Source organism: Rhizorhabdus phycosphaerae (assembly GCF_011044255.1).
Taxonomy (GTDB): Bacteria; Pseudomonadota; Alphaproteobacteria; order Sphingomonadales; family Sphingomonadaceae; genus Rhizorhabdus; species Rhizorhabdus phycosphaerae.
This window is the reverse complement of record NZ_CP049107.1, coordinates 1,527,753-1,553,117: the sequence shown is the minus strand read 5'-3', so window position 1 is coordinate 1,553,117 and position 25,365 is coordinate 1,527,753. Positions and strand designations below refer to the sequence as shown.

The window sequence follows — 25,365 nt, the reverse complement described above, 5'->3', positions numbered from 1 at the left end:
GCTACCCCTGTTTGCGGACGTGCGGCATGCGCGTCTTCTCCTCGGACGGCACGAGCCCCTCGAGCACCGCCCAGAATCCCGTTACAGCATTTTGTCCCGCCTGCGCATAGGCGACGGACAGCCGCTCGCGCAGCGCCTCGAACAGCGACGCTTCCAGCGCGGATCCCGCCTCGGTCACGCGCAACAGCCTCTGCCGCCGATCCTCCCGGCCGGGACGAGTCTCGACCAGCCCGCGATCGTGGAGCTCGTTGAGGACCCGGCCCAACGACTGCTTGGTTATACCGAGCAGCCGCAGCAGTTCGCTGACGGTGATGTCGGGGTTGCGGGCGATGAAATAGAGCGAGCGATGATGGGCGCGGCCGAGGCCCTGGGCCGCCAGCCCTTCGTCGATTCCCCGCAGAAGATGGCTGTAGCCGAAATAGAGAAGCTCGACGCCTCGGCGTATCTCCGGCTCGCGCAGGAAGAGCGGTGACGCGGCCCGGAAGCCTTCAGGTGTGTTGGGGCCAGCCATGGCGACGTAATCTGCTCTCCATTCTCTGGCCGATGCGGGTAATGAAAATGCGCGCGGATGTCATCGTCTGAAATTATCGTGGCGGCGTCGTCATTCCGGCAAGGTGACGGCAGCGCGGCTCCGGTGGACGGTTGCAGCGACGTAGAGCGCCAGGCCCGCCCAGATCAGGCCGAAGGACAGCAGATGGATCGGAAGCAGTGGCTCGCCGAAGATATGAATCGCGATCAGCATCTGCAGCGTCGGGCCGATATATTGGAGTAGGCCGAGATCCGAATAGCGGATCCTGTTCGCGGCGCCCGCGAAGAGCAGCAGAGGCAGGGTCGTCGCCACGCCGCTCAGCACCAACAGCCAGAAGGCGGGGGGAGTCGCGCCGGGCTCCAGTTGCGGCATCGTCAGCAGCCAGATCGCGGCGAACGGCGCAAGCAGGCCGGTTTCGATCAACAGTCCCTCGACCGGCCCGAGCGCAATCTTCTTGCGGACGAGGCCGTAGAGGCCGAAGCTAGCCGCGAGGCCGAGCGGAATATAGGGGATGCTCCCCTGATAGATGGCGAGCGCAAGCACGCCGATCGCAGCCAGGAGAACTGCAGCTGTTTCCATCCGCCCCAGCCGCTCGCGGAAGAAGATCATGCCGAGCACGATGTTGAGCAGGGGATTGATGAAATAGCCGAGGCTTGCCTGGAGCGCATGGCCGCTGTTGATCGCATATATGTAGAGCAACCAGTTGGCTGCGATCAGCAGGGTCGAAGCGACCAGGGCAAGGAGGATGTGCGGCTGGCGCAGGGCGGCAAAAGCCGCCGGCCAGCGGCGTAGCGCAAAGGCGAGGACGACGATGATCAGCAGCGACCAGACGACGCGCTGGGCGAGGATCGCGGTCGGGAAGAGCGGCGCCATCGCGCGAATGAACAGGGGGAGCAGGCCCCAGATCGTATAGGCGCCAATTCCCATCAGGACGCCGAGGCGCGCTTCCGATTTCCCGTTCATCCGCCTCGCCTATGTGTCCTCGTTCGGAAAGGCAATCGGCCAGCGTCCTGGAGGACGCTGGCCGACCGGGGGGGCAAGTGGTGAAGGGTGATGCTCAGAAGCTTGCCTTGATCGTCGCACCAAAGGTGCGCGGATCGCCGGTCTGCCCGGCGATCAGGCCAGTGTTGCTCGGCGCGGTCTGGAGCAGTTCGAAATAGTTGGTGTCGAACGCGTTGCGGACCCAGCCGAACACGTCGAAGCTTTCGGTGCGGAAGCCAGCGCGGAAGTTGGTGATGTTATAGCCGTTGACCAGGGTGTACCTGGACGGCGACGGGTTCGACTGGAAGTTCGACCGGTACTGGCCGTCGACGCCGAAATAGATCTGCCCCTCCTTGTCGAGCAGTTCGATCGGCGCGTTGACCTCGGCGCCGTAAGACACCGAATATTTCGAGACGCCCGGCAGCCGCTGCCCCGAGATATTGCAGTTCGCCGGGCTCAACGAGCCGGGAACCCCCGGGGCGCCCGGGGTCTGGCCGGCGCCGACGGTCGTGCCGCCCGCCAGTTCGGGCGGGCAGGGGGCGTCGACGAAGCGCACATATTTGGCGTCGGTGTAGGCGCCGTTGACATAGGCGTTGAACCGCTCGCTCGGGCGGATCGAGAAGTCGGTTTCGATGCCCTGCGAACGCACCTTGCCGGCATTGGCCAGATAGCCGCGCAGCACGCCGAGCTGGCCGTTGGTGACGGTCGCCTGGTAGTTCTTGATGTCGGTGCGGAAGGCCGCGACGTTGAAGGTCGCCTTGCGGTCCCAGAACTGGGTCTTCACGCCGACCTCGAACGAGTTGACCGATTCCGGCTTGATGTCGGACTGCAGCGGGTTGCCGGCGGCATCGGTCGGCAGGCCGTTCTGGTTGATGCCAAAGGTCTTGAAGCTCTTCGCATAGGTCGCATAGGCGAGAATGCCGGGCGCCAGCTTGTAGTTGACGTTGAAATCATAGGTGAAGTTCCAGGCGCTGTCCGAAGGCGCGCTGGTCTGCGGCGAGAAGACGCCACACTGGGCGGCCCCGACCGGGTTGGTCGCGGCGGGCTGTGGGCAGGTCAGGATCGCGCCTGCGCCCGTCGTCACGACGCGCCGATAAAAGCCCGACTTCTTGTCGTAATTGACCCGTGCGCCCGGCTGGATCGTGAGTTCGTCGGTGACCTTCCAGCTCAGTTGGCCGAACAGCGCGGCGCTGGTCGCCTTCAGCCACTGGGTGTTTCGCGCGGTCAGGCCGTTCAGCACGCTGGGATCATTGGCGAGCGCGCCGGTCAGGTTCCACCGGCTCGACGCCGCGCCCTGCTGTTCGAGGCCCTGGGTATCGATCCGTTGCTTGAAGCCGAACAGGCCCAGGACGAAGTCGATCTTCTTGCCGCTGTAGTTGTAGCGGAACTCCTGCGAATACTGGTCCTGCTGCGACGGGTTCTGCGAGCGGGACACGATCGGCAGACCGGTGAAGTCGCGGTCGTTTTCGGGCTTCCAGTCCCAGAAGCGCCAGGCGGTGACCGAGGTCAGCGTACCGCCGCCCACATCCCACTTCACCTTGGCCGAAACGCCGCCGATCTTGTTGCCGGCGTTCAGATTGGCATCGATGTCGGTCAGGCGATCGAAGGGGTTGCGGCTGACGACGCGGTAATTCTGGGCAGCGGCCAGAGCTTCATATTGGCGTGCCAGGGCACGCTGCGTGGTGCCGACGCGAACGAAGACGGTGCCGCAGCACTCCGCATCCTGCTTGCTATAGTCGCCCGACAGGGTGATGCTGAGGTCCTCGTTCGGCTGGAACAGAAGCTGGGCACGCAGACCGAGATTGTCCTGCGCGTTGATCCACTGCTTAGAGGTCACATTGTAGATCGTGCCCCGGCGCGACGTGGTCGCTACGGCGACGCGGGCAGCGATCTTCTCCGACAGCGGACCCGACAGCGCAGCCTTCGCCTGCTTGAAGGCCAGATTGCCGGCGGTCACCTCGGCCCTGCCCTGGAAGTCGAAGGTCGGCTGGTTGGTGGTGATGTTGATCGCACCGGCGGTCGTGTTCTTGCCGTAAAGCGTCCCCTGGGGACCGCGCAGCACTTCGACCTGCTTGACGTCGAGGAAGTCGAACACCGCAGCCGCGACGCGGGCATTGTAGACGTCGTCGACATAGATGCCGACGCCCTGCTCGAAGCCGTCGCTGGTCAGGCCGAATGGCACGCCCAGGCCGCGGATGTTTACCGCCGTGTTGCGCGGATTGGACGAGTAGACCTGCAGGGTCGGCGCGATCTGCTGCATCCGGAGAATGCTGAAATTGCCGGTGTTCTCGATCTGGTTCACGCTCACGACCGTGATGGCGAGAGGAACCTCCTGTGCGGTCTCCTGGCGGCGACGCGCGGTGACGACGATGTCCTCCCGCGAAGCGTCACCGTCGGCTTCCGCGGCGGCCGGCGCAGCCGATGTCGATTGGGCATAAGCCGGCGTCGCGAGAACGGCGAAGACCGCCGCTCCCGCCAGGAGCTTGTTGCGCATGAACTGTCCCTTTCCTCTGTTCTTCGGTCTTCGCACTCTCTCCCCAGAAAGCGGCGGCCCTGACCGCTGCCCCCGCCCCGGGGGGAGCGCCGATCCGTGGGCGCCACGCGCCACCAGACCAGCTCTGGAGTCTGTTTAACTCTACCGATGAGAAAGAGAAGAAAGTTTTTCTATCTTATGAGTAGTGAAAATAGGTCCATGCTATCTTATTGTTAATCATATATTTTACACAAAATAATCGATTGCGATCAGCCTGGCTGGACGCCTTCGGCCTCAAGTGTAGCTTCATCGATGAGCAAGCCGGCTATCCGCACGCGCTTCTCCACCAGGTCGACCGGTGTGCGGGAAAGTTCGAGCCGGTAAACCGGCCCGCTATCGCTTTTGAGGGTGAATCCCCCGCCTTCGCGAAGGAGCAGTCCGGTCTCCTCGACCCGACGCGAGGTCAGAGCGTGGCCTCGATCGCCCGTGCGGCCTGGTCCGGGTCCTCGGCCTGGGTGATCGGGCGGCCGATGACGAGGATCGACGCGCCCTGGTCGAGTGCCTGACGCGGCGTCATCACGCGCTTCTGGTCTGCGTGGCTCTTGCCGTCGGCCGGGCGAATGCCGGGCACGACGAAATAGCCGTTCGGCCAAAGCTTCTTGGCGGCCTTCACCTCATTGCCCGAACAGACCACGCCGTCGAGGCCGGCCTGCTTCGCCAGCAGCGTCAGGCGCTCGACCTGCGCATGGGGATCGCCTTCCACGCCGATCGCGGAAAGGTCGTCATGATCGAGGCTGGTCAGCACGGTGACCGCGACGACCTTCGTGCCGACGGGAGCGGCGGCCTTCGCATCCTCCATCATTGCCAGCCCACCGGCCGCATGGACCGTCAGGATCGCCGGTTTCAGACCGTTGAGCGCCTGCACCGCCTTGGCGACGGTGTTGGGAATGTCGTGCAGTTTCAGGTCGAGGAAGATCGGAAGATCGAGCGCTGCCATTTCGCGGACGCCGGCCTGGCCATGGGCGCTGAAGAATTCGAGGCCGAGCTTGATGCCGCCGACATGGTTGCGGACGCGCGCCGCTATATCCTTGGCCCGGGCGATGTCGGGCGTGTCGATGGCAACGTAGATCGGGCTGCGGCTCATGAGGGTCTATTCCGTCGGTATCGGGTCCGGCTGCGCCGTAGCGGGGACGACCGGCGCCGCCAAGGCGCTATTGCGTTCCAGCGTGTCGATGCGCCGGTGCAGCCGCCACATCCGCGTGCGGTGGATCGCATAGGTCGGCAGAAAGCCGATCAACGCTCCCATCAACAACAACAGGGGAAGCTTCACATCCGCAGTCAGGCCGGCCCACAGATTGATCGAGACCGGCGTCCAGTTCCGTGTCGAAAAGACCGCCGCGACGACGGTCAGGATCACCCAGAACAAGGTCTTCAGGAAATGCATGCGCTGCTTGTCCCCCAGCGATGCGACGCGGTCAACCCATGGATGCGAGAGGGCAACCGCGCGAATCTGCGCCGATCAGCCGATTTCCCGCTCTATCTCGGCGATCTGCGCGCCGATGGTGCCAAGCCTATCGCGTTCCTCGTCGAGTATCGCATGAAACAGGCTCCGTTTCAGCTGCTGAACTTCGTCCGCATCGAAACCGTGCTCCTCCGGCAGCGTCGATATCAGCACGTCGATCATGCGCTCGGCCCCGTGGAGCCGGCCCCAGAGATAGTCATTCTCGCGATAGGCACGGCAGAAGAAGGCGCCGAACAGATTCAGTTCGATGCCCTTCAGCGTGGCGGCTGCACCGCCCTGGCGGATCGAACCCGCATCGTCGGGTGAGATGCGGTCCACCTGGATCGAATGGAATTCCTGCGCCCCCTGCGGCCGGATGAGCGACAGCGTGGCAAGGTCGTAGAAGCCGAAGCCGAGATAGGCGAGCAACAGCGCACGACGATCGGCCCGGGCGAGGCGCGGGAGCATCGCCGCGATGGCGCGGTCGGTGTCCAGGTCGAGCATTTCGAGATTGCGGATCGCAGCGATGCTCGACAGCGCCGTCTCGGGATCTTCCTCGAAACGCTGCGCGGCCGCGACGACCGGGCGATCATAGTGGTCGCGCATCTGCAGCGCCAGATAGGGTGCCAGCGAACCATAGATCGCGTCGCGCGCCGCCTGCAGCCCGTCCTGGTTTTGCCGGTCCTGCGCGGCCTCGATCTCGGTCAGCCGATCGGCGAGGAAGCGCAGCCGCCGGATACGGAAACCCAGATCATGCTGGCGGAAGAAGTCGATCATGGCCGCATTGGTGTCGCCAGCCCGCAGGGCGTCGGGCTCCTCGAAGCCGCGTTCTCGGATCAGGCCGGCTATGGTGCGCCTTATCCCCAGCTGTTCGCCCGAATCTTCGATCCCTGCGAGCAGGGCGATCGTGGATGCCAGTTCCTCGACGATCGTGGTCAGCTTGAGCTGGCCGTAGCCGGCATAGGTAAAGCCGGCCTGTCGCGCCGCCTGCGTATGGGCGCGCTGTCGCCACAGGCCGATCCGCTCGGCGCTGGGGCGATAGATCAGGATCTGGCGTCCCATCGCGGCGTCGACGGCGGCGTCGACCTCCGGCCGGATCGCCTCGATGATCCGGCGCGTCTGGGCGATCCGTACCGAGCGCTGCTCGATCAGCTCGAGATTCTCGCGGATCGGCTGTTCTCGGGGGATCGTCGATATGGCGCCGAAGATCGTGGCGAAGAAGCCCGGCAGGCGGACGATGCCGTCGCTGTGGCGTTCCGGTGGAGCCTGAACATTGGCGGTGGGATCGAGATACAGGAAGCGGCGATCGACCTCGCGACGCGCGGGGCGGTTGCGCAGCGCCTCGATCGCCGGCCTGAAGGGCGCGTTCGCCAGCACCGAGCCGTCGATCAGAACCAGATCCTCGGGACTGCCGCTGACGGCGGCGCGGGGAAAGATGCGATGGAGGAACGCCTCGCGGCCGGGCCAGTCGCGTTTGCGGGCCTTCAGCACCTTGTCGAGCTCATCGACATTGAAGGGCGGGAAGGCGCCGGGGAAGCTGGCCGTGGCCCGGGCAGCGAAGGTGAGTTCGGCAGGATCCGCCAACTGCCGTCCGTCGACGCCACGGTCGGTGAAGCCGATGGTCAGCCGATGCTCGCGCTCCTCGGCCTGTTCGGGGCTGTGCAGCCGCAGGCGCTGATTATAACCATGGAAGTCGGTCACGGTGACGGTCACGTCGAGTGGCTGCCGCGGCGGCAGGAGCGGCGGGCCCGCCTCGCTTTTCTCCATCGCGTCGAACGCATCCAGGATCAGATTCGAGAAGGTCGGGCCGCCGAAGGGCGGATTGAACCAGCGCGCGCGGACGAAGCCCGACAGCTTGCGGCGCACCTCGGCGCGCGTCTCGGGCGCCACGGTGCGCTCCACTGCGCCGCCGCGCCGACGGGCGAGCATCCAGGCGAAGGGCACGGCCCAGATCTTGGAGAAGCGCGACAGCGGGCGGGCGTCCGGATCGAGCAGGACCTCGACGTCCGCCTTGTCGAGCCACAGGTCGGTCAGCGGTTCCAGCGACTGCCCGGTCGAGATTGCATGGCCCAGAAAGACGCCGTTCATGCCGCCAGCGCTGGCGCCGGCGATGACGTCGATCAGGACGCGCAGGCGCAGCCCTTTATCGGCCTGCACCCGCTCCAGAATCTGGCGATAGATGGCTTCGCTGCCGGGGCCGCTCGCCTCGCCGTCGTGGAAGGCGCGGCTGGCGCGGACGAGGCGCCATAGCTCCTTGGTGATCCCGTGCATGTAGACGGCAAGGCTGACTCCGCCGTAGCAGACCAGCGCGAGCCGCAGTTCCTTCTCCCGCATGGCGAGGGCTTAGCGGCTGCGGCGGATCAGAGCCAGCCGCAATCCTTGAGCATCCGCCGCCGCTCCTGCTCCGTTGCCCGATTCCAGATGCGCTGTCGCGCCCGCTCTTCCGGATCGGGCAGCCGCCGTTCGCCGCGCGTCAGGAGTTCGGCGAGCCGGGCCCTTGCCCGCTCTTCGCTGGGATCGCTTGTCATGGTGCCGGCGATGATGTACTCCTTTTGTTCGATATTCAAGAGGATCTCCCGGATCGATGGCGAAGCCGCAGAAGCGTTATGTCTGTCAGGCCTGTGGAAGCGTGGCGACCCGCTGGCAGGGGCAGTGCGCCGATTGCGGCGAGTGGAACAGCCTCATCGAGGACAGCGCCAAGGCGACTGTTTTCGCTGCCAAGCATGATCTTCGCACCGGCGGGCGGGCGATCGAGATGGTCGGGCTCGATGCCGATATCCCGCTGCCGAAGCGCTGGAGCACCGGGATCGCCGAGTTCGACCGCGCGCTGGGCGGCGGTGTGGTGCCGGGTTCGGCGACGTTGATCGGCGGCGATCCGGGCATCGGCAAGTCGACGCTGCTTCTGCAGGCGGCAGCGCGGATGGCGATGGCGGGCCAGCCGGTGGCCTATATCTCGGGCGAGGAAGCCGCCGACCAGGTGCGCCTGCGCGCGCGCAGGCTCGGGTTGGGCCAGTCTCCGGTCCAGCTCGCGGCGGCGACGTCGGTGCGCGACATATTGACGACGATGGAGCGCATGCCCCCCTCGCTTCTGGTGATCGACTCGATCCAGACGATGCACAGCGACCAGATCGAGGGCGCGCCGGGCACGGTCAGCCAGGTGCGCGCATCGGCCCAGGAACTGATCCGCTTCGCCAAGGAGCGCGGTACCTCGCTCGTGCTTGTCGGCCACGTCACCAAGGACGGTTCGATCGCCGGGCCGCGCGTGCTCGAGCATATGGTCGATACCGTGCTCAGCTTCGAGGGCGAGCGCAGCCACCAATATCGTATCCTGCGCGCGGCCAAGAACCGCTTCGGCGGGACCGACGAGATCGGCGTCTTCGCCATGGCGGAGGAGGGGTTGAGCGAGGTCGCCAATCCCAGCGCCCTGTTCCTCACCTCGCGAGGCGAGGGGGTGAGCGGAGCGACGGTGTTCCCGGCGATGGAGGGCACGCGACCGGTCCTTGTGGAGATTCAGGCGCTCACCGTGCGGCTGCAGAGCGGCGCCACGCCGCGCCGGGCGGTGGTCGGATGGGATTCGGGCCGGCTGGCGATGATCCTCGCCGTGCTGGAGGCGCGCTGCGGGCTCAGCTTTTCGACGGCCGAGGTCTATCTCAACATTGCCGGCGGCTATCGCGTGTCCGATCCGGCGGCGGACATGGCGGTTGCCGCCGCGCTGGTATCGGCGCTGGCGGAGAGGCCGGTCCCGATCGACTGCGTGCTGTTCGGCGAGATCGCTCTGTCCGGCGAGGTGCGACCCGTCGCGCATGCCGGATTGCGCCTGAAGGAATCGGCCAAGCTCGGCTTTGCCCAGGCCTGGGCACCTGCCGGCAAGGAGCCGGCCAGCAAGGGAATGCGGCAGGAGAGTTTCTCCAGCCTGGGCGCGCTCGTTGACCATATCCTCGGCCGTCGATAGCAAGCGCTGCCTATGCATGGATTGACCGGCCTCGACATCATCGTCCTGCTTGCCATCTTCGGCGGCGGGCTTTTCGGCGTGATGCGCGGCTTCGTCTCCGAGGTGATCTCGCTCTTCTCCTGGGTCGCCGCGATCTTCGCGCTCAAGCTGTTTCATGCGACCGGTACGAAGATGGCGATGGGCTTCGTCGGCAGCCCCAGCGGGGCCAGCGTACTCGCCTTCGTCCTGATCTTCCTTATCGTCTATGCGGCCGGAAAGCTCGTCGGGGCATCGCTGGGCCAGCGGATGCGGACTTCGGTGCTGGGCCCGCTCGACCGCGTGCTGGGTTTCGGTTTCGGCGCGCTCAAGGGGCTGATCATCGTCACGCTCGGCTATCTGCTGATCAATCTCGGCTATGACACGCTCTACGGCGCGACGGCCGAACGGCCCGGCTGGATGCGCAGTTCGCGCACGCATCCGCTGCTCAACGCCACCGGACGTGCCATCGTCGACTGGGTGGGCAATCGGCGCAAGGCCGGTGGCCTGATCGGCGAAGGCAAGGCGGACTCCACCACAACCAAATAGACGCCGGCCCGATCGACGCGGCTTGCCGCTGTAATTGTTCTTGTTATGTTCCTTCCATGCCCGACTCGCCAAAGCCTCTGCCGCTGCCCGTGCATGGACGCGGAGCCGTGAGCGCCGGGCTGAGCGGCCGTTTCGACGATCGCGGGCGTGAGGAGGACGGCGACTGGCTCGACGCGCGGGAGGAGGTGGATGGCGAAGGCCCCGTCCTTCGGACCGAGGTCACCATGGAAACCCCGCGGACGATCATCAGCCGCAACCGCTCGCCCGACATTCCGTTCGATCGCTCGATCAATCCCTATCGGGGTTGCGAACATGGCTGCATCTACTGCTTCGCGCGGCCGACCCACGCCTATCACAACCTGTCGCCCGGTCTCGACTTCGAGACGAAGCTCTTCGCCAAGCCCGGTGCGCCCGAGCTTCTCCGGCGCGAGCTGGCGCGGCCGGGCTATCAGTGCGAGCCTATGGCGATCGGAACCAATACCGACCCCTATCAGCCCGTCGAAGGGCGGCTGCGGATCATGCGGGGCCTGCTCGAAGTGCTGGCGGAACATGATCATCCCGTCGCTATCACCACCAAATCCGCGCGCATCCTGCGCGACATCGATCTTCTCGGACCGATGGCGGAAAAGGGTCTTGCCGCCGTGATGATGTCGGTAACGACGCTCGATCCCGTCATTGCCCGGCGGATGGAGCCGCGCGCCTCGGCTCCGGCGCGCCGCATCGCCGCGATCAGGGCGCTGGCCGATGCGAGGATTCCGGTATCGATCAGCGTGTCGCCCGTGGTCCCCGCGATCACCGACCATGAGATCGAGGCTATCGTCGAGGCCGGCGCCCGGGCCGGAGCAAGCGGCGCCTTCTCGATCGTCGTGCGCCTGCCGCACGAGGTCTCGCCGCTGTTCCGCGAATGGCTGGCGGTGCATTATCCCGACCGGGCCGCCCGCGTCATGTCGCTCATCTCCGGCATGCGCGACGGCAAGGACAATGAAGGCGCCTTTTTCGACCGCTTCCGGCCCAAGGGGGCTTATGCCGAGGCATTGCTTGCCCGCTTCAGGCTTGCCTGCCGAAAACAGGGCTTGGGCGGCATGCGCTTTGCGCTTCGCACCGACCTGTTCCACGCTCCAGGTCAGCAGCTCGCGCTTTTCTGACCTGCCTTAACAGGTTGTTTCACCTTCGATTTGGCAACTGCGTCCCTCCTCGTTCGTTTCCCGCGCAACCGAAGAGGAGAGATTTGCCATGTTGGACGACAAGACCACGCGGAGTTTCGCGATCGGTGCGGCGGCGGGCCTGACCGCTGGCCTGGCCGCAAATGCGGTGCGCAAGATTTTCGTTCAGGCGCCGACTTTCATGGCCGGCGAGTGGGACGAAGCGCTGGCGGCCGAGCATAAGGCGGTGCTGGCGCTGTTCGATCAGCTCGAAGCGACCGAGAACGGTCACAAGGTTCGGCGGTCGATGTTGCTGACCCAGATCGGCCATGCATTGGCGAAGCATGCGCTGGAAGAGGAGAATGCGGTCTATGCGGTGCTGCGCACCCATGGGCAGGCCGCCGACGCCGACAAGCTCAACGGCGATCATGGCTATGTGAAGCAATATCTGTTCGAGCTGGGCGAGATGGACAACGACCATCCCCAGTTCCTCGCCAAGGTCGGCGACTTCCGCGCCATGCTCGAGGAGCATATGCAGGAGGAGGAGAAGAAGGTCTTCCCTCGCCTGCGCGGACTGCTGGACGAGGACGAGACCGCCCATCTGACCCATGCGATGAACAAGGAAGGCCTCAAACTGGCCTGATGCGGGAAGGGGCCGGCGCAAGCCGGCTCCCTCAGCGCTCGGTCAGGCGCGGCATCAGTTCGACGAAGTTGCAGGGCATGTGCCGGCTGTCGAGCTGATAGACCAATATATCGTCCCAGCCGTCCTTCACCGCGCCCGTCGATCCCGGCAGCGCGAAGATATAGGTACCGCGTGCGACCCCGGCTGTCGCCCGCGACTGGATGGTCGATGTCCCGATCTTGGCGTAGCTCAGCCAGCGGAACAGCTCGCCGAAGCCGGGGATTTCCTTGTCCCACACCCGGGCGAATGCCTCGGGCGTCACGTCGCGTCCGGTCACGCCGGTGCCGCCCGTGGTGATCACGCAGTCGACTTCGGGATCGTCGATCCAGCCATGAAGGCTGGCGACGATCAGGTCGACATCGTCACGCACGATCGCACGATCCGCCACGACATGCCCGGCTCCCTCGATCCGCGCAACCAGCGTGTCGCCGGATTTGTCGGTCGACAGGTCGCGGCTGTCCGAGACGGTCAGGACGGCGATCCGGACCGGATGAAAGGGAAGATCTTCCTTGATCGGCATAGGTGGGTCCCGTCAGTCTGCGGCGGCGGTGGAGCCGATGGACGTCAGGCGCACCGCCTGCTGTCCCGGCAGGCCGGGGAAGCGCGGCCACATTCCCTGCGCGATCGCCGTAAGGCTGACGGGCTTCGCACCCGAATGCTGCTGATACATCCAGTAGTTCCGCAGGACGATCGCGACATAGGCGCGCGTCTCTACGAAGGGGATGGATTCGATGAACAGCAGCGGATCGGCCAGGTTGCGCCCGCGTGCGTTCCAGTTCGCCACCGAATTGGGCCCCGCATTATAAGCGGCGATCACCTTCGGCAGCAGCCCGCCGGTGGCGCCGGCATTGTCGGCCAGCTCGCGCAGATAGGCCTGGCCCAGCTCGAAATTGGTGGTCGGCTGGAACAGCGCGCCGGTATCGACAGAGCGGCCGAGGTGGCGCGCTACCATTTGCGCTGTGCCCGGCATCAGCTGCATCAGGCCGCGGGCACCCGCCGAACTGACCGCATCGGTCCGGAAGCGCGATTCCTGCAGCGCATGGGCGAACACCAGCGACTTGTCGACGCGCCAGCCCGATTCCGGGGTCCAGGCCGGCATCGGATAGCGCGCGGACGGCGACAGGCGCGCACCGGACGGGCCGTTCTGTGCCAGCCAGATCTGCGCGGCGGGAAGGTTGAGCCGGGCCGCGAGGTGGATCAGCGATTCATGGTCGCGGCTCTGGCCGATCCGCGCCTGATGCCTGAGCATCGTTTCGGCAAGGCCCGTCTCGCCGATTTCGGCCAGCGCCGTTGCGCGACGGACATTGGCTATGGTGCCGATCGCAGCCCAGTCGCCGGCGGTCAGCTTGACGCCGCCGTCGCGGCCGTCATCGATTCCGAGCGCTGCCTTTGCGATCAGCCCGTAGAAGGTCTCGCCCATCCGCGCGGCTGTGCGCAGGCGGGGCTCGATCCGTTCGGGATGTTGGCAGGCCATGTCGGCGCGGCTGGCCCAGAACAGACCGGCGGCCATCATCTCCGGATCGCGGGCGCGGCTTCCGACCTCTTCGAACGCGGTGCCGGCCGCGGCGCAATCCTTCTGGCGCCAGGCGGCAAGGCCCGAGACCCAGCTGGCCTGTACCGCCCAGTCGCCCGCGCCCGATCGGGCAAGGTCGGCCACGCGGCGCGCATTGGCATCGTCTCCGGTCAGATAATAGGACCAGGAGGTACGCTGCAGCCATTCGGCCTGCGCTTCCGGCGACAGTTCGGGGAGCTTCGCCTGCACCAGCGCCTCGCCCTCGCTCGGGCGGTCGTCGCGGAGCAGAGGCAGCGCCTGTTGTGCGAGCGCCGCTGCCGCCCGGTCATTCTTGAGGCTGCGGGCGGTCTGGCGCCGCGAGGGCCCGGCGAAGCGAACCAGATCGCGCGCCACCGGCAGGGCGGCGGAGGAAAGGCCCCGCTTGGCCGCGATTGCCGCCACATCCGGGGCCTCGGGCAGGTCGGGCGCGCTCGTCAACAGCGCGGCGAGCCGGTCGTCGGCTATCTTGGGCGACCCCTTGGCCAGGATCAGTTCGGCCTGAGCCACGTCTGTCAGCGGACCGTTGGGCAGGGCGTCGATCCCGGCCTGCGCCGTGCTCCAGTCGCCCGCACGGATGGCCGCGAAGATCGACCGATAGGCGGTCTTCTGATCGGCGGTCAGGCCGGAGGTGATCGCCAGCGGCTGTGCCGCCGCGGCGAGACCCGCCGTCGCGGCCGGAATCACCGTCTGCGACTGGGCCAGTGTCGGCACGAACAGCATCGAACCGGCGAGGAGAAGGGAACGGATCATTCGAGCAACTTCATCAACAGTTGGAGGTCTTCCCAGGCGCGGCGCTTCTGCTGGGGGTGCTGCAGCAGCGTCCGGGGATGAAAGGTGGCGACCGCACGGACCGCGCCGCCGGGGAGCGCCACGTCGTGCACGGTACTGCGCGCCTCGACGAAGCCCTTGCCGAGAAAGGCGCGCGAGGGCTGCTCGCCCATCAGCAGCAGGGCTCTCGGGCGGGCGAGGGCAACATGATGGCGGGCCAGTTCGCTGAACAACACGCCCATCGCGCGGTCGACGACGCCGCCGGTCGGCCATCCCGGCGCCATGGCGCTTAGGTAGAGTGACTGGCGATCACGCCCCACGGCGGCGAACATCTTGTCGAACAGGTCTCCGACCGGTCCGGAAAGCAAGCGTCCGTTGGCGGTATCGACCTGTTCGGGCAGATCGACGAGCACCATCAGGCCCGATGCCGGATCGCCCATCGGCGCGACGCGCGCTGGCAGCGGCATCGCGATCTTCTCGCTCGTCGCCAGCCATTGCTGGAAGGCCGGCAGGGTGTCGGGGAATGAGGCCGGCGGCGCGGGGCGTTCGGGCGCGACGGGCACCGCCGCAGGGCGGGAAGGCGACTCCATCGTCGGGGTGGCAGGCGCGCGTTCGGCCGGGCGCTCGACCCGCGCGAGCCAGTCGCACGGCTCATCGGCTGCCAGGACGTCGAGTCCGGCATCGCGCCACCAGCCCATCAGGCTGGCCAGTTCGGCTGCCGAGGCATGATTTCCCCCAAAAACCATAGCGCTGACTAAAGGAATGGGTTGACGAGGGCGTCAATCTGCGGGCAGCGCCTTTGGGGCATGACGTTTTTTTGATGCGATGACCGGATAGGCAGGACGAGGACCAGACATGTCGCAGCGCGAATCTATGGCTTACGATGTCGTGATCGTGGGCGCCGGGCCGGCTGGCTTGGCGGCAGCCATCCGGCTCAAACAGCTGGCGATCGAATCGGGCCGTGAGATCGCCGTCTGCGTCCTGGAAAAAGGATCCGAGGTCGGCGCACATATCCTTTCGGGCGCAGTCGTCGATCCGATCGCGCTGAACGAGCTTCTTCCGGACTGGAAGGACATGGACAGCCCGCTGACCGTGCCGGTCACCGAGAACCACCACTGGATTCTGACGGCGAAGCGGCAATATTCGATGCCGCATATCGCGCTGCCGCCCTTCATGAACAACAAGGGCACCTACACGCTGTCGCTTGGCAATCTGTGCCGCTGGCTGGCGGGGCAGGCCGAAAATCTGGGCGTGGAGATCTTCCCCGGCTTCGCTGCCGCCGAGATTCTCTACAATGAGGATGGTTCGGTGAAGGGCGTCGCCACCGGGGACATGGGCGTCAGCCGGACCGGCGAGCACAAGCCCGATTATCAGCCGGGCATGGAGCTCCACGCGAAATACACCCTCTTCGCCGAGGGCGTGCGCGGCCATCTGTCGAAGATGCTCAAGGCGCATTTCGACCTGGAGGCCGATTGCGAGCCGCAGACCTATGCGATCGGCATCAAGGAGCTGTGGGACATCAATCCGGCCAAGCATGAGCCGGGCCGCGTCATCCACACCCAGGGCTGGCCGCTGACCGACGAGGTCGGGGGTGGCTTCCTCTACCATCAGGCTAACAACCAGGTTGCGCTCGGCTTCGTCGTCGGGCTCGGCTACAAGAACCCGCACCTCTATCCGTTCGAGGAATTCCAGCGCTGGAAGCAGCACCCGGCGATCCGCGCGATCCTGGAGGGTGGCCGCCGCGTCTCCTATGGCGCGCGCGCGATCAACGAGGGCGGCTGGCAGTCGATCCCGAAGCTGGTCTTCCCGGGCGGCGCGCTGATCGGTTGTTCGGCGGGCTTCGTCAACGTGCCCCGCATCAAGGGCAGCCACACCGCGATGAAGTCGGGTATGCTCGCCGCCGAGGCCGCGTTCGAGGCGCTGTCGCACGAGCGGTCGTCGGACGAGCTGGCCGCCTATCCGGCCGCGCTCGAGGACAGCTGGGTCGCCAAGGAGCTCAAGACCGTCCGCAACGCCGAGCCGTTCATCGCCAAATTCGGCCCCTTCGCGGGCACGATCATGGCCGGCACCGACATGTGGATGCGCACGCTGGGCATCGGCCTGCCGTTCACGCTCAAGCATCACAAGGACAATGAAGGCCTGTGGCGCGCCGACATCGCGCCGAAGATCGACTATCCTAAGCCCGATGGCGTGATCAGCTTCGACCGCCTCTCGTCGGTGTTCCTGTCGAACACCAACCATGAGGAAGACCAGCCGGTCCATCTGCAGCTCAAGGACCCGAGCGTCCCTGTCGACATCAACCTGCCGCTCTATGACGAGCCTGCGCAGCGTTACTGCCCGGCGGGCGTCTATGAGATCGTCGGCAAGGAAGAGGGCGCACCGCGCCTGCAGATCAACGCGCAGAACTGCGTCCACTGCAAGACCTGCGACATCAAGGACCCGACCCAGAACATCAACTGGGTCACGCCGGAAGGCGGCGGCGGCCCGAACTATCCCAACATGTGATCGGGAGGGGGCCGGGTTTTCCGGCCCTTTTTCGTAGCCGGGCAGGGCTTGGCCGAAACCCTGTCAGCGCGCGCAGGCGCGATAGTCGCCGGCCTCGCACGCAGCGACCCGCCGACGCCATTCCTCGCGCTGCCGTTCGTAACGCTCCTGCGCCGCGCGGTTGGTCTCGCGGACCCGCGCATTGGAGCGGTCGCGGGCATCGACCCTGGCCCGTGCCGCGGCGTTGAGCTCGATCGTCCGCAGTCGGTCGGCACGATGCTCGGCATCTTCCTCCTGTGCGGCTGCCGGGGATGCGAGGGTGGACAATATCAGAGTGGAGAGCGGGAGGAGCAGGCGGACCATGACCGTTGCTTGCTCCGCAACGGCTTTCCACCGGCTGAACGGCGCCGCCACCCTTGCTTTGCGGGCTGCGGACCGATATGCGCGCCAGCGATGAACACACCGCGCAAGACATTGTCGCTCAGCCGTGTCGTGGCCCCCGCTTCGGGCCCCGAACTGTCGCCCGAAGCGCAGCTGATCGCCCAGGCGATCCGGCGCCGGCTCTGCATCACCGCCGTCTACAACAAGACCGCCATGGTGATCACGCCGCACATCCTCTACACCAAGCATGATGACCCCTTCATCGACGGCGTCGTCACCCTGCGAGACGGCAAGGTCCCCGCGGAGCCGAAGCTCGGCACGTTCAAGCTGGCCGGCCTCAACAGCGTGATGCTGACTGCCGACAATTTCGAGCCACACGCGCTGTTCGATCCCGCCGACGCGAAATATGAAGGCGTGACGCTAGCGAAGCTGGGGTGAGCTGAGCGCGTTGGGCCTGCGACAATTCGCAGGGCCAGCGTCATGTCACTCGGCGTTGCCTCAACCGCATAGCGCAATGGCGCTGGACGGCGGCGAGACGATCTTTCTGTGCGTTCGGTTGATGACAAATGGCGTATCATCCGACATGCTGGCACAAGTGACTAGGCTTCGCTTCCCGCTTTTCCTCACTTTGCCCGCGCTGTTCACGGCCGGCGTGGCACAAGCGGAACAGGGGGCGACCAGGATCGGTCCGGTGCCGGCCTGGGTTCGGGCATCTGACCCACTGTCGGTTCCGTTGAATGCGCCCGGCGCATTGTTCTTCCGCCGTCAGGATGTCCTGGTCCACCTGAATTCGACCGGCGCGCAGCAATATGTTGGCTACCGCATGAAGGTCCTCCAGTCCAACGCGCTCCAGGTCGGCAATATCGCAGTTTCTTGGAATCCCGCTGCGGGCGAACCCATCATACATGGTATCATCGTCTATCGCGGCGAGCAGATCATTGACGTCCTGAAGACGACGTCGTTCGAGATATTGCGCCGTGAGGATCAACTCGAAGCGGCCATGATCGATGGAGTTCTGACAGCAACGCTGCGCGTTCCCGATCTGCGGGTCGGGGACGAATTGGAGGTAAGCTATACGCTGCCCGCCAGCGATCCCACGCTCGGGATCAACGACGCCGGTATCTTGCTGCTCGGTCCGAGTCCTGCTCCGGGTCGGTATCATATGGGGCTCAGTTGGGATGATGGTCGGAAACCAATAGTTAAATTGACCTCTGACATGAACCGGGCGGCGCAGATTAGCGAACGGGCCGTGGACTTGTTGTTCGAAAATCCCACAACGCTCGTTCCGCCGAAGGATGCACCGCCGCGTTTCCAGTGGCAGCGCGCCTTGGAATATAGCAGTTATTCCGACTGGGCAGGGGTATCGCGGCACCTTTTCCCGCTGTTCGCCAAAGCATCGCATCTGTCGGCAGAGTCTCCTGTCAAGCGCGAGGCGAAGAAGATTACCGCGAGCAACAAGGGCGTGCTCGGACGGGTGAGCGCCGCGCTCAAGCTGGTGCAGCAGGACGTCCGTTATGTCTATGTCGGGCTGGGGAGCGGCAATCTGACCCCTGCCACAGCCGATGAAACCTGGCGCCGCCGCTATGGCGATTGCAAGGGCAAGACGGTTCTGTTGCTCGCTCTCCTGCGCGAAATGGGCATTGAAGGGGTGCCCGTGCTCGTCAGCAATGCCGGCGTGGATGACGGTATGGACCAGCGTCTGCCCAGCCCGCGCCTTTACGACCATGTGCTGGTGCGCGTCCGGATCGATGGAGCCTGGTATTGGCTCGATGGCACCATGCCGCCGGTCGTCGGGCCCAGCACGGAATCGATGCTGCGATATCGGTGGATTCTGCCGTTGACGGCGGAAGGCAGTTCGCTCGAACCTGTGGCATGGCGGCCGCCGACCCGGCCCGAGGAGATCACGCTGACGAATATCGATGCACGTGCTGGCTTCGATCAGGACGCGCATGTCGTCAACACGAAGATAGTCCGTGGAATCGGTGCGGTGCAGCAGCAGATATCGTTCTCCAGCGTGCCGCCCGATCAACTGGTCCAGGCGATCCGTCAGAACCTGCTTGGCGGCGACTGGCAAACCATCGACGACGTCAGATGGCTATACGATGAAAAGGCGCAGGCGAGCGTCCTGACTATCAGCGGAACCTGGAAGATTGATTGGGAAGACGATGGCGACGGAGCCAAATCGCTTGCCTTGCCTGGCGGTGGATTCAACCCACCGGAGCGGCGTGGCCGGGCTAAGGATCAGGACCAGGAAGCCCCCTATTACAATAAGCCGGAGTTTGACTGTTATGTGACCACCGTTCGCCTTCCTGCCGCGACGCGCTCCAGACAGTGGGCGTCAAAGCCGGGCTATGATCAACGCATCTTCGGTAGGAACTATTATCGGGCCTTTGGTCTGCGAGATGGAGCCATACGCATGATCAGGGGCTTCCGCGTTGAACAAGAGGAAGTCGATGCAGCAGCAGCGCTGCGGGACAATGGCCGCATTGCCAAGTTCGACAACAGCAAGGGCTATATATTCTACAGTCCGCTTACGCAGAGCAAGCCGGTTGCGACCGACGTCAATGTGCCGGCCACCGACGAGATCGACTGGACAGCAGATAACGTTCCTTGTGTTTCATCTTCGGCGCGCAATAAGGCACCGGAGTAGTTTTGCCCGGACCGGCGGAGAGAAGTGCATGAAGAAGGCAAGACACGCTTTGCTCCTGTGGTCGATTCTGGCTTGTTCGCATGTAGCGATAGCCGAGAAGCCCAAGGCAGGCCCAACACCGCCGGTGCCCCAAGGCACGCCGGGCGAATGGGTCACGCCGGAGGATTATCCCATCCCTGCGTTACGCTTGGGTATGATCGGTACCACCTCGTTCGTGCTGGCGGTTGACGTGAAGGGCAAAACCACAGGCTGCGAGATTACTGACAGCAGTGGGTTCGACATTCTCGACGAAGCGACGTGCAAACTCCTGATGGCCAGAGCGACGTTTTCTCCATCGCGCGATCGGGCAGGCAAGGCGCAGGCGGCAAGCTACCGAAATCGCGTCCGGTGGATGATCCCAGGGGACATGCATGCAATCGGCGAAAACTGGACGTCCGTCTTGATGTCGGTCGATCAGACGGGACATCCGACGTCTTGCAAAATGGTTATCACAGTTCCGAACCTTCCAAATCGATCTCAGGAGGGGCCTTGCAGCCCCAATATGGCTGCGCCTCCTGAGCTTGGTCCCGCTGTTCGCGGCGATTATGCGGGATCTTCCGCTCAGATCGAACTGCAGCAAGCCGACGTTTTCACGCCCGAACTTCGCGAGCGGGTGCTTGCCCCGCGCTCTGGCTATGAGCAGCGTGGGCTGAACGTTTATCGCTTTACCGTCGGGAAGGACGGCAAAATGGATAAGTGCAGCTATGTTGAGCAGCGCGGCAACGTGCAGTTGGTGACGGACTATTGCGGTCAGGCTCGAAGCATCACCTTCGATCCGCCCTTTTCAGCCTTCGACAAGGACGGTGTCGCAACCGGCTGGCACATCATCAGGGCGCTGCTAAAGAGCGCTCCCTAGGCGGCGTGGAACGCTTGAGGTGTTCATGAGGCGGGGTAGAGGGTCGCGAATTCGTAAACTGTCCCTGATTTTACCACGGACGCGAAATATGAAGGCGTGACGCTGGCGAAGCTGGGGTGAGGTTCGGGTTGAAAGGCTCGAAGAACCGGATATTTTGTCTTCGACATATGGCAGCCACCTGATGATGGGGTAGGACTGCCCGATTATCGTCGGAGCAGGCCAATCAAGCGCTATCTCTTCGTATGCAGTCAAAATCGGTTGCGAAGTCCAACGGCTGAGCAGCTTTTCTCGGCTCGAAAGGATATTGAGGTCGCGTCTGCCGGCACCAACAATGACGCAGAGGAGCCGTTGACCGATGATCTCGTCGAATGGGCGGATTGCATCGTCGTCATGGAGAGGATTCACCGGAGCAAGGTTCAGAAGCGCTTCCGTCGTGCGCTCGGCAGCAAGCGCGTTATATGTCTCGATATACCTGATGACTATGAGTTCATGGACCCCGAACTGATCCGGCTCTTGGAAGCGCGCATGGCACGACATCTGCCTATGCATCGACATTCGGATCACTGAATATACGCTGCCTGAAAATCAGGAAAATCAGGGACAGTTTACTAATTGGGAAGAGGCAGTCGCTTATCGCAAGCTGCTCGCCAGCCTCCACCAGCCGGGATGCTCCGCGAAAGCCGCTTCGCTCGCGGCATCGCGCTGGTCGGCACTCTCGAACAACGCAAAGCAGGTTGCGCCCGAGCCGGACATGCGGGCCAGGGTGCAGCCGGGCTGAGCCGCCAGCAGAGCGATGACCTCGCCGATGACGGGGCACAGCTGCAAGGCAGGGGGCTCCAGGTCGTTGCGGCCGGCCAGTGCGGCTTCGAGCGGGTCGCCGGAGGCGAGGGGGCCGCGGTCCGTGCCGTCCCAGGCCTTGAACACCGGCCCCGTCGACAGCGGCACGCCGGGGTTGACCAGCAGCAGCGGGATGTCGCTGAGGCCGCTGCCGTCGATCGGCCGGAGTATGTCGCCGCGCGCGTCGCCGCGGACGCTGCGCGACATCAGGCAGGCGGGGACGTCGGCGCCAAGGTCGGCCGCCAGCGCCATCACCTCGGGCGTCTCGATCGACAGGCCCAGCCGGCGGCAGAGCAGGCGCAGGACCGCGGCTGCGTCGGCCGAGCCGCCACCGATGCCGGCGGCGACGGGCAGGCGCTTGTCGAGGTGGATCGCGGGCGGAGACCCGGCATCGGCGAGGCGGTAGAGGCCGCGCGCGGCGCGCATCACCAGATTGTCCTCCGGGTCCTCGCCGCGCAGAACGTCGGCGAAGGGGCCCTCGATCGTCAGGCGCGGAGGGCCTCCGAGGGCGCTGACCCGATCACCATGGCGGGCGAAGGCGAAGATCGTCTCCAGCTCATGATAGCCATCGTCGCGCCGGCGACGGACGTGGAGCGCGAGATTGATCTTTGCGAAGGCGATCTCGCTGTCGGTCATGGCGGTGCGATCGGGCGACGGCGGTGGCGCGGTCAGCGATCGTTGGCGGACAGCGTCTCGCCCGGTCCGTCCGACAGCTTGCGGTTGATCCGGTCGGCGCTGGCCTTGTCCGCCTGGACGAGCGCGGCGCGCCAGGAATAGCGTGCCTCCATGCGCCGCCCGACCGCCCAATAGGCGTCGCCGAGATGTTCGTTCATCACCGACTGGCCGGGATCGCCGGCGACCGCGCGTTCAAGCGCCGGGATCGCACCGCGATAATTGCCGCGCTTGTAATAGAGCCAGCCGAGCGAGTCCGCGATGGCGGCGTCATTGGGATCGAGGCCGCTGGCGCGTTCGATATAGGTCTGCGCCTCGGCGAGATTCTCACCCCGGTCGAGCATGCCATAGCCCAGATAGTTGAGGATCATCGCCTGGCCGGGGGCCAGCGCATTGGCCTGGCGAAGCAGCGCCTTGGCCCCCTCCCAGTCGCCCGAGCGGTCGAGGGCGCCGGCTTTCAGGAAAAGGTGGACCCAACTCTTGACGCCCTCGGCATCGTCGCGGTCGATCGCCTTCTGATAGGCCTGCGCGGCTTCTTCATGGCGCTCCAGATCGGAGAGGATGCCGCCAAGTTCGACAAAGGCGTTGCTGGGCGCGCCGGGGCGTTCGGCGGCGCGTTCGGCGTCGCCCAGAGCGGCCTGACGGTCGCCCATCAGCATCAATATGCCGCTGCGCTGCTGGCGGGCGACCTCGTAGAGCGGGTTGTCCGCCGGAACCTGAAGCGTCAGTTTCAGCGCGGACTCATTATAGCCATTGCCCGACAGCAGGTCGGCGGTGGCGATCATTGCGGCGGCGTTGGTCGGCGCCATGTAGCAGGCCATCCGCGCGAGCTGCAGCGAGATGGGCGAGCGTCCGTCCCCCTTCACGTCGATCGCAAGCTGCGCGAACAGATCGGACAGGCCGCGCTCCGCGCTGTCCACTGCTCCGGGTATCGGTCGCCCGGCATCGAGCTGCGCACGGGCGCGGGCCAGTTCGGGCGCACGTCCCTCCAGAGCAAGCCTCGCCTTCTCGATCTGGCCGCGCTTGGCGAACAGGGCGCCTGCCGCCAGTTGCAGCCGCAGCGAACGGCTGTCATTCGCGGCGGCCAGCTTGCGGATGTCGTCGAGCGCCTCATCCTTGCCCATGGCGAGCTCGATCAGGATATGGTGATCGCGCGAATAGGCATTTGCGAGCTGCGATCCGCCCGATGGCGCCGACAGCCGGGCCGCGTCGGACGAGCCGCGGCCGAACGCCACCCAGCCGCGCATGACCGGCACGAGGAAGCCGAACACCTGTTCCCGGTCGATCCGGGTGGCGATCTGGTCTGCCAGGCGCCAGTCGCGCGCGGCCACGGCCTCGGAGAACAGCATCAGGGTGCCGTCGTTCGGGAGAGCCGCCAGGCTGTCGAGCTGGCGCGCGGCCTGGCCGGCCAGTTTGAAATTGCCCGCGGTCAGCGCCTGTCGATAGGTGCGCAGGGCGAGGCGCCTGTCGGTCGGCGACGCCTGGAGCAGCTTCGCATAGCTGCTTGCCGCAGCTTCCGGCATGCCGTCGGCATCGGCGAGCCGCGCCCGGACATATTGCCGCATCTCGCCATCGGCATCGGGAACCATGGCCGATGCGCTGCCCGGCGTCAGGGCGAGCAGGGCGATGCCGAACAGAGCGCGCTTCGCGGTCATAATCTTACTCCAACACGTCGTCCGACGGTCTATCGCAACTCCATATGGTGAAGCCAGTATTAACCTGAGTGTTTACCACCTTTCCGCCGTGGACCTGTCGGGCCGGAGCGTTAAGCTTTGCGAATGATTCGCCGAATTGCCCTTCGCGTGGCAGCGCTGGTGCTGCTTTTTCCGTTGCTCGCTCCGCCCGCGATGGCTGCGCCCGGCATCGTCCGGGTCTCTATGAAGACCACGGCGGGGACGTTCGTGCTGGCCATCGATACGAAGCGCGCGCCGATTACGGCGAAGAACTTCCTGGCTTATGTCGACAAGCGCTTCCTCGATGGAACGACCTTCTATCGGGCGGCGCGCGCGGTCGGCAATCCGGGCAGGGGCTTCATCCAGGGCGGAGTGCACCGCGATTTCCGCCGATCGCTGCCACCGATCGCGCATGAGCCAACCAGCAAGACCGGCCTGCGCCATGTCGACGGTGCGATATCCATGGCCCGTCGCGAGCCGGGCAGTGCAATGGGCGAGTTCTTCATCATGGTCGGCGCAGCGCCGGCGATGGACGCGAAGGCTGGGGATCCCGGCTATGCGGTGTTCGGCAAGGTCGTCTCGGGCAAGCCGGTGCTCAGGAAGATCCTGGCAGAGAAGACCTGGCCCGGCGGGTCGGGCTCGATGAAGGGCCAGCTGATGAAGCAGCCGGTCAAGATCATCGAGGCCCGTCGTCTGTCCTGAACCGGGCTTCTGATCCGCCCGCTTCCGCCGGCAGCTCTATCAGCGCGCGGCGCTGGCGAAGGTGCCGTCAACCCAGACCAGCGGGCTGATCTCGTCATGGTTCACCACCTCCTCGACTTCGCCGAGGAAGAGCGTGTGCGTGCCCACGTCGATCCGCTGCGTGGTACGGCAGACGAGGCTGGCGAGCGCGTCGCCGAGCACCGGTATGCCATCCGGGCCGGCGCCCCAGTCGCCGGTTTCGAACCGGGCGAGGCCCTTTTTCTGTCCGCTGAAGATGCCGACGAGATCGCGGTGCCGGTCGGCCAGCAGGTTCACGCAGAAGCGCTCCGACTGGCTCAGCACCGGGTGGATGCTCGCCGTGCGGTTGACGGCGGTGAGCAGGGTCGGGGGCTCGGCGCAGACCGACATGACCGCCGTTGCCGCCATGCCGGACCAGCTTTCGTCGCGGCCGGTGGTGATCAGCGCGATCGTGGTCGCGAGGCGTCGCATCGCATGCCGGAAGCCGTCCTTGAGCTCATCCTCAGTCACGCGATTCTCCTCCCTGTCTGACGTCCCGAACTGCCGCTAGAGAAATGATGCGGCGCGCGCAATTGCTGCTACCGCATCTCTGTCATCGAAAGGGCAAGCGCCGCTTTCCTTTTCATGGCCAACCGCGTATGGGCACGCCCAAACACCGATCATCTCTGTGAGGCACTAGTTTGGCGAAAGAAGAACTGCTGGAAATGCGCGGGCAGGTTGTGGAACTGCTGCCCAACGCCATGTTCCGCGTCCGGCTCGAGAACGACCATGAAATCCTGGGCCATACGGCGGGCAAGATGCGCAAGAACCGCATCCGCGTGCTCGTTGGCGACGAGGTCCTGGTCGAACTGACCCCCTATGACCTGACCAAGGGTCGCATCACCTACCGCTTCAAATAAGGGCGGGGGC

26 protein-coding genes and 1 pseudogene are annotated in these 25,365 nt (G+C 65.2%); 12 read left to right on the top strand and 15 right to left on the bottom strand.

Going from position 1 to position 25,365, the window contains the following annotated elements:
- Position 1: 1 nt before the first annotated feature.
- From G6P88_RS07090 to G6P88_RS07060, 8 genes are all read right to left on the bottom strand, one after another.
- Positions 2–511, bottom strand: a complete 510-nt coding sequence (locus tag G6P88_RS07090) for a MarR family winged helix-turn-helix transcriptional regulator (RefSeq protein ID WP_165322520.1) — start codon at positions 509–511, stop codon at positions 2–4.
- Between the two features lie 90 nt (positions 512–601).
- On the bottom strand, positions 602–1,492 hold the full coding sequence (gene rarD / locus G6P88_RS07085; RefSeq protein WP_226946763.1) for an EamA family transporter RarD: 891 nt from the start codon (positions 1,490–1,492) through the stop codon (positions 602–604).
- Positions 1,493–1,586: 94 nt separating this feature from the next.
- Positions 1,587–4,004, bottom strand: a complete 2,418-nt coding sequence (locus tag G6P88_RS07080) for a TonB-dependent receptor (RefSeq protein ID WP_165322519.1) — start codon at positions 4,002–4,004, stop codon at positions 1,587–1,589.
- Between the two features lie 248 nt (positions 4,005–4,252).
- Positions 4,253–4,420 carry a DUF5818 domain-containing protein gene (locus G6P88_RS20275; RefSeq protein WP_345719206.1) on the bottom strand — a complete coding sequence of 56 codons (168 nt, stop codon included), beginning with the start codon at positions 4,418–4,420 and terminating at the stop codon, positions 4,253–4,255.
- 26 nt (positions 4,421–4,446) lie between these two features.
- Positions 4,447–5,127 (bottom strand): orotidine-5'-phosphate decarboxylase, encoded by a 681-nt coding sequence (gene pyrF, locus G6P88_RS07075; RefSeq protein WP_165322518.1) that lies wholly within the window; start codon positions 5,125–5,127, stop codon positions 4,447–4,449.
- Positions 5,128–5,133: 6 nt separating this feature from the next.
- Complete coding sequence (locus G6P88_RS07070) at positions 5,134–5,427, bottom strand: hypothetical protein (protein ID WP_165322517.1); 294 nt, start codon at positions 5,425–5,427, stop codon at positions 5,134–5,136.
- 75 nt (positions 5,428–5,502) lie between these two features.
- Positions 5,503–7,818, bottom strand: coding sequence for a patatin-like protein (locus tag G6P88_RS07065; RefSeq protein ID WP_165322516.1), 2,316 nt, complete (start codon positions 7,816–7,818; stop codon positions 5,503–5,505).
- Positions 7,819–7,844: 26 nt separating this feature from the next.
- Positions 7,845–8,012, bottom strand: coding sequence for a hypothetical protein (locus G6P88_RS07060; RefSeq protein ID WP_206335889.1), 168 nt, complete (start codon positions 8,010–8,012; stop codon positions 7,845–7,847).
- Between the two features lie 56 nt (positions 8,013–8,068).
- Between G6P88_RS07060 and radA the strand changes: the two genes are divergently transcribed.
- The 4 genes from radA to G6P88_RS07040 all read left to right on the top strand — a co-directional run bounded on the left by radA (position 8,069) and on the right by G6P88_RS07040 (position 11,785).
- On the top strand, positions 8,069–9,436 hold the full coding sequence (gene radA / locus G6P88_RS07055; RefSeq protein WP_165322514.1) for a DNA repair protein RadA: 1,368 nt from the start codon (positions 8,069–8,071) through the stop codon (positions 9,434–9,436).
- 12 nt (positions 9,437–9,448) lie between these two features.
- On the top strand, positions 9,449–10,000 hold the full coding sequence (locus tag G6P88_RS07050) for a CvpA family protein (RefSeq protein WP_165322513.1): 552 nt from the start codon (positions 9,449–9,451) through the stop codon (positions 9,998–10,000).
- A 56-nt stretch (positions 10,001–10,056) separates the two neighbouring features.
- The gene (locus G6P88_RS07045; RefSeq protein ID WP_165322512.1) at positions 10,057–11,145 is read left to right on the top strand and encodes a PA0069 family radical SAM protein; all 1,089 of its coding nucleotides are present in this window, start codon (positions 10,057–10,059) and stop codon (positions 11,143–11,145) included.
- Between the two features lie 88 nt (positions 11,146–11,233).
- Positions 11,234–11,785 carry a hemerythrin domain-containing protein gene (locus G6P88_RS07040; RefSeq protein ID WP_165322511.1) on the top strand — a complete coding sequence of 184 codons (552 nt, stop codon included), beginning with the start codon at positions 11,234–11,236 and terminating at the stop codon, positions 11,783–11,785.
- A 31-nt stretch (positions 11,786–11,816) separates the two neighbouring features.
- Here the strand turns inward: G6P88_RS07040 and moaB are convergent, their stop codons facing one another.
- Genes moaB through G6P88_RS07025 form a run of 3 tightly spaced genes read right to left on the bottom strand, consistent with a single transcriptional unit; the run spans position 11,817 to position 14,890 of the window.
- Positions 11,817–12,344: a molybdenum cofactor biosynthesis protein B gene (gene moaB / locus G6P88_RS07035; RefSeq protein WP_165322510.1), complete on the bottom strand. Its 528-nt coding sequence runs from the start codon at positions 12,342–12,344 to the stop codon at positions 11,817–11,819.
- 12 nt (positions 12,345–12,356) lie between these two features.
- Positions 12,357–14,126 (bottom strand): lytic transglycosylase domain-containing protein, encoded by a 1,770-nt coding sequence (locus G6P88_RS07030; protein WP_165322509.1) that lies wholly within the window; start codon positions 14,124–14,126, stop codon positions 12,357–12,359.
- Complete coding sequence (locus tag G6P88_RS07025; protein WP_226946762.1) at positions 14,123–14,890, bottom strand: uracil-DNA glycosylase family protein; 768 nt, start codon at positions 14,888–14,890, stop codon at positions 14,123–14,125. The genes G6P88_RS07030 and G6P88_RS07025 overlap by 4 nt, the downstream gene beginning before the upstream one ends.
- A gap of 109 nt (positions 14,891–14,999) precedes the next feature.
- Here G6P88_RS07025 and G6P88_RS07020 point away from each other — a divergent pair, with 109 nt between their 5' ends.
- On the top strand, positions 15,000–16,649 hold the full coding sequence (locus G6P88_RS07020) for an electron transfer flavoprotein-ubiquinone oxidoreductase (protein WP_165322508.1): 1,650 nt from the start codon (positions 15,000–15,002) through the stop codon (positions 16,647–16,649).
- A 63-nt stretch (positions 16,650–16,712) separates the two neighbouring features.
- Here G6P88_RS07020 and G6P88_RS07015 read toward each other — a convergent pair whose 3' ends face one another.
- Complete coding sequence (locus G6P88_RS07015) at positions 16,713–16,991, bottom strand: hypothetical protein (RefSeq protein ID WP_165322507.1); 279 nt, start codon at positions 16,989–16,991, stop codon at positions 16,713–16,715.
- A gap of 90 nt (positions 16,992–17,081) precedes the next feature.
- Here G6P88_RS07015 and G6P88_RS07010 point away from each other — a divergent pair, with 90 nt between their 5' ends.
- The 5 genes and pseudogenes from G6P88_RS07010 to G6P88_RS20480 all read left to right on the top strand — a co-directional run bounded on the left by G6P88_RS07010 (position 17,082) and on the right by G6P88_RS20480 (position 21,121).
- Entirely contained in the window at positions 17,082–17,447 is a 366-nt protein-coding gene (locus tag G6P88_RS07010; RefSeq protein WP_226946761.1) for a hypothetical protein, read from the top strand.
- Between the two features lie 76 nt (positions 17,448–17,523).
- A complete protein-coding gene (locus G6P88_RS07005; protein ID WP_226946760.1) occupies positions 17,524–19,659 on the top strand; it encodes a DUF3857 domain-containing transglutaminase family protein in 2,136 nt (711 codons plus the stop codon).
- 28 nt (positions 19,660–19,687) lie between these two features.
- The gene (locus G6P88_RS07000; RefSeq protein WP_165322506.1) at positions 19,688–20,554 is read left to right on the top strand and encodes an energy transducer TonB; all 867 of its coding nucleotides are present in this window, start codon (positions 19,688–19,690) and stop codon (positions 20,552–20,554) included.
- Between the two features lie 165 nt (positions 20,555–20,719).
- Positions 20,720–20,899, top strand: a pseudogene (locus tag G6P88_RS20485) (arsenate reductase/protein-tyrosine-phosphatase family protein); the annotation flags it as partial.
- 3 nt (positions 20,900–20,902) lie between these two features.
- Entirely contained in the window at positions 20,903–21,121 is a 219-nt protein-coding gene (locus tag G6P88_RS20480) for a hypothetical protein (RefSeq protein ID WP_345719202.1), read from the top strand.
- Positions 21,122–21,184: 63 nt separating this feature from the next.
- On the opposite strand, the gene G6P88_RS06990 is transcribed toward G6P88_RS20480, so the two are convergent.
- Together G6P88_RS06990 and G6P88_RS06985 are read right to left on the bottom strand one after the other, a co-directional pair.
- On the bottom strand, positions 21,185–22,027 hold the full coding sequence (locus tag G6P88_RS06990) for a 4-(cytidine 5'-diphospho)-2-C-methyl-D-erythritol kinase (protein WP_165322505.1): 843 nt from the start codon (positions 22,025–22,027) through the stop codon (positions 21,185–21,187).
- A 32-nt stretch (positions 22,028–22,059) separates the two neighbouring features.
- On the bottom strand, positions 22,060–23,718 hold the full coding sequence (locus G6P88_RS06985) for a tetratricopeptide repeat protein (protein ID WP_165322504.1): 1,659 nt from the start codon (positions 23,716–23,718) through the stop codon (positions 22,060–22,062).
- Positions 23,719–23,865: 147 nt separating this feature from the next.
- Here G6P88_RS06985 and G6P88_RS06980 point away from each other — a divergent pair, with 147 nt between their 5' ends.
- Complete coding sequence (locus tag G6P88_RS06980) at positions 23,866–24,438, top strand: peptidylprolyl isomerase (protein WP_226946759.1); 573 nt, start codon at positions 23,866–23,868, stop codon at positions 24,436–24,438.
- Between the two features lie 39 nt (positions 24,439–24,477).
- On the opposite strand, the gene G6P88_RS06975 is transcribed toward G6P88_RS06980, so the two are convergent.
- Positions 24,478–24,966 (bottom strand): flavin reductase family protein, encoded by a 489-nt coding sequence (locus G6P88_RS06975; protein ID WP_165322502.1) that lies wholly within the window; start codon positions 24,964–24,966, stop codon positions 24,478–24,480.
- 170 nt (positions 24,967–25,136) lie between these two features.
- Between G6P88_RS06975 and infA the strand changes: the two genes are divergently transcribed.
- Entirely contained in the window at positions 25,137–25,355 is a 219-nt protein-coding gene (gene infA / locus G6P88_RS06970; protein WP_003049127.1) for a translation initiation factor IF-1, read from the top strand.
- The last annotated feature ends 10 nt before the right edge of the window (positions 25,356–25,365 follow it).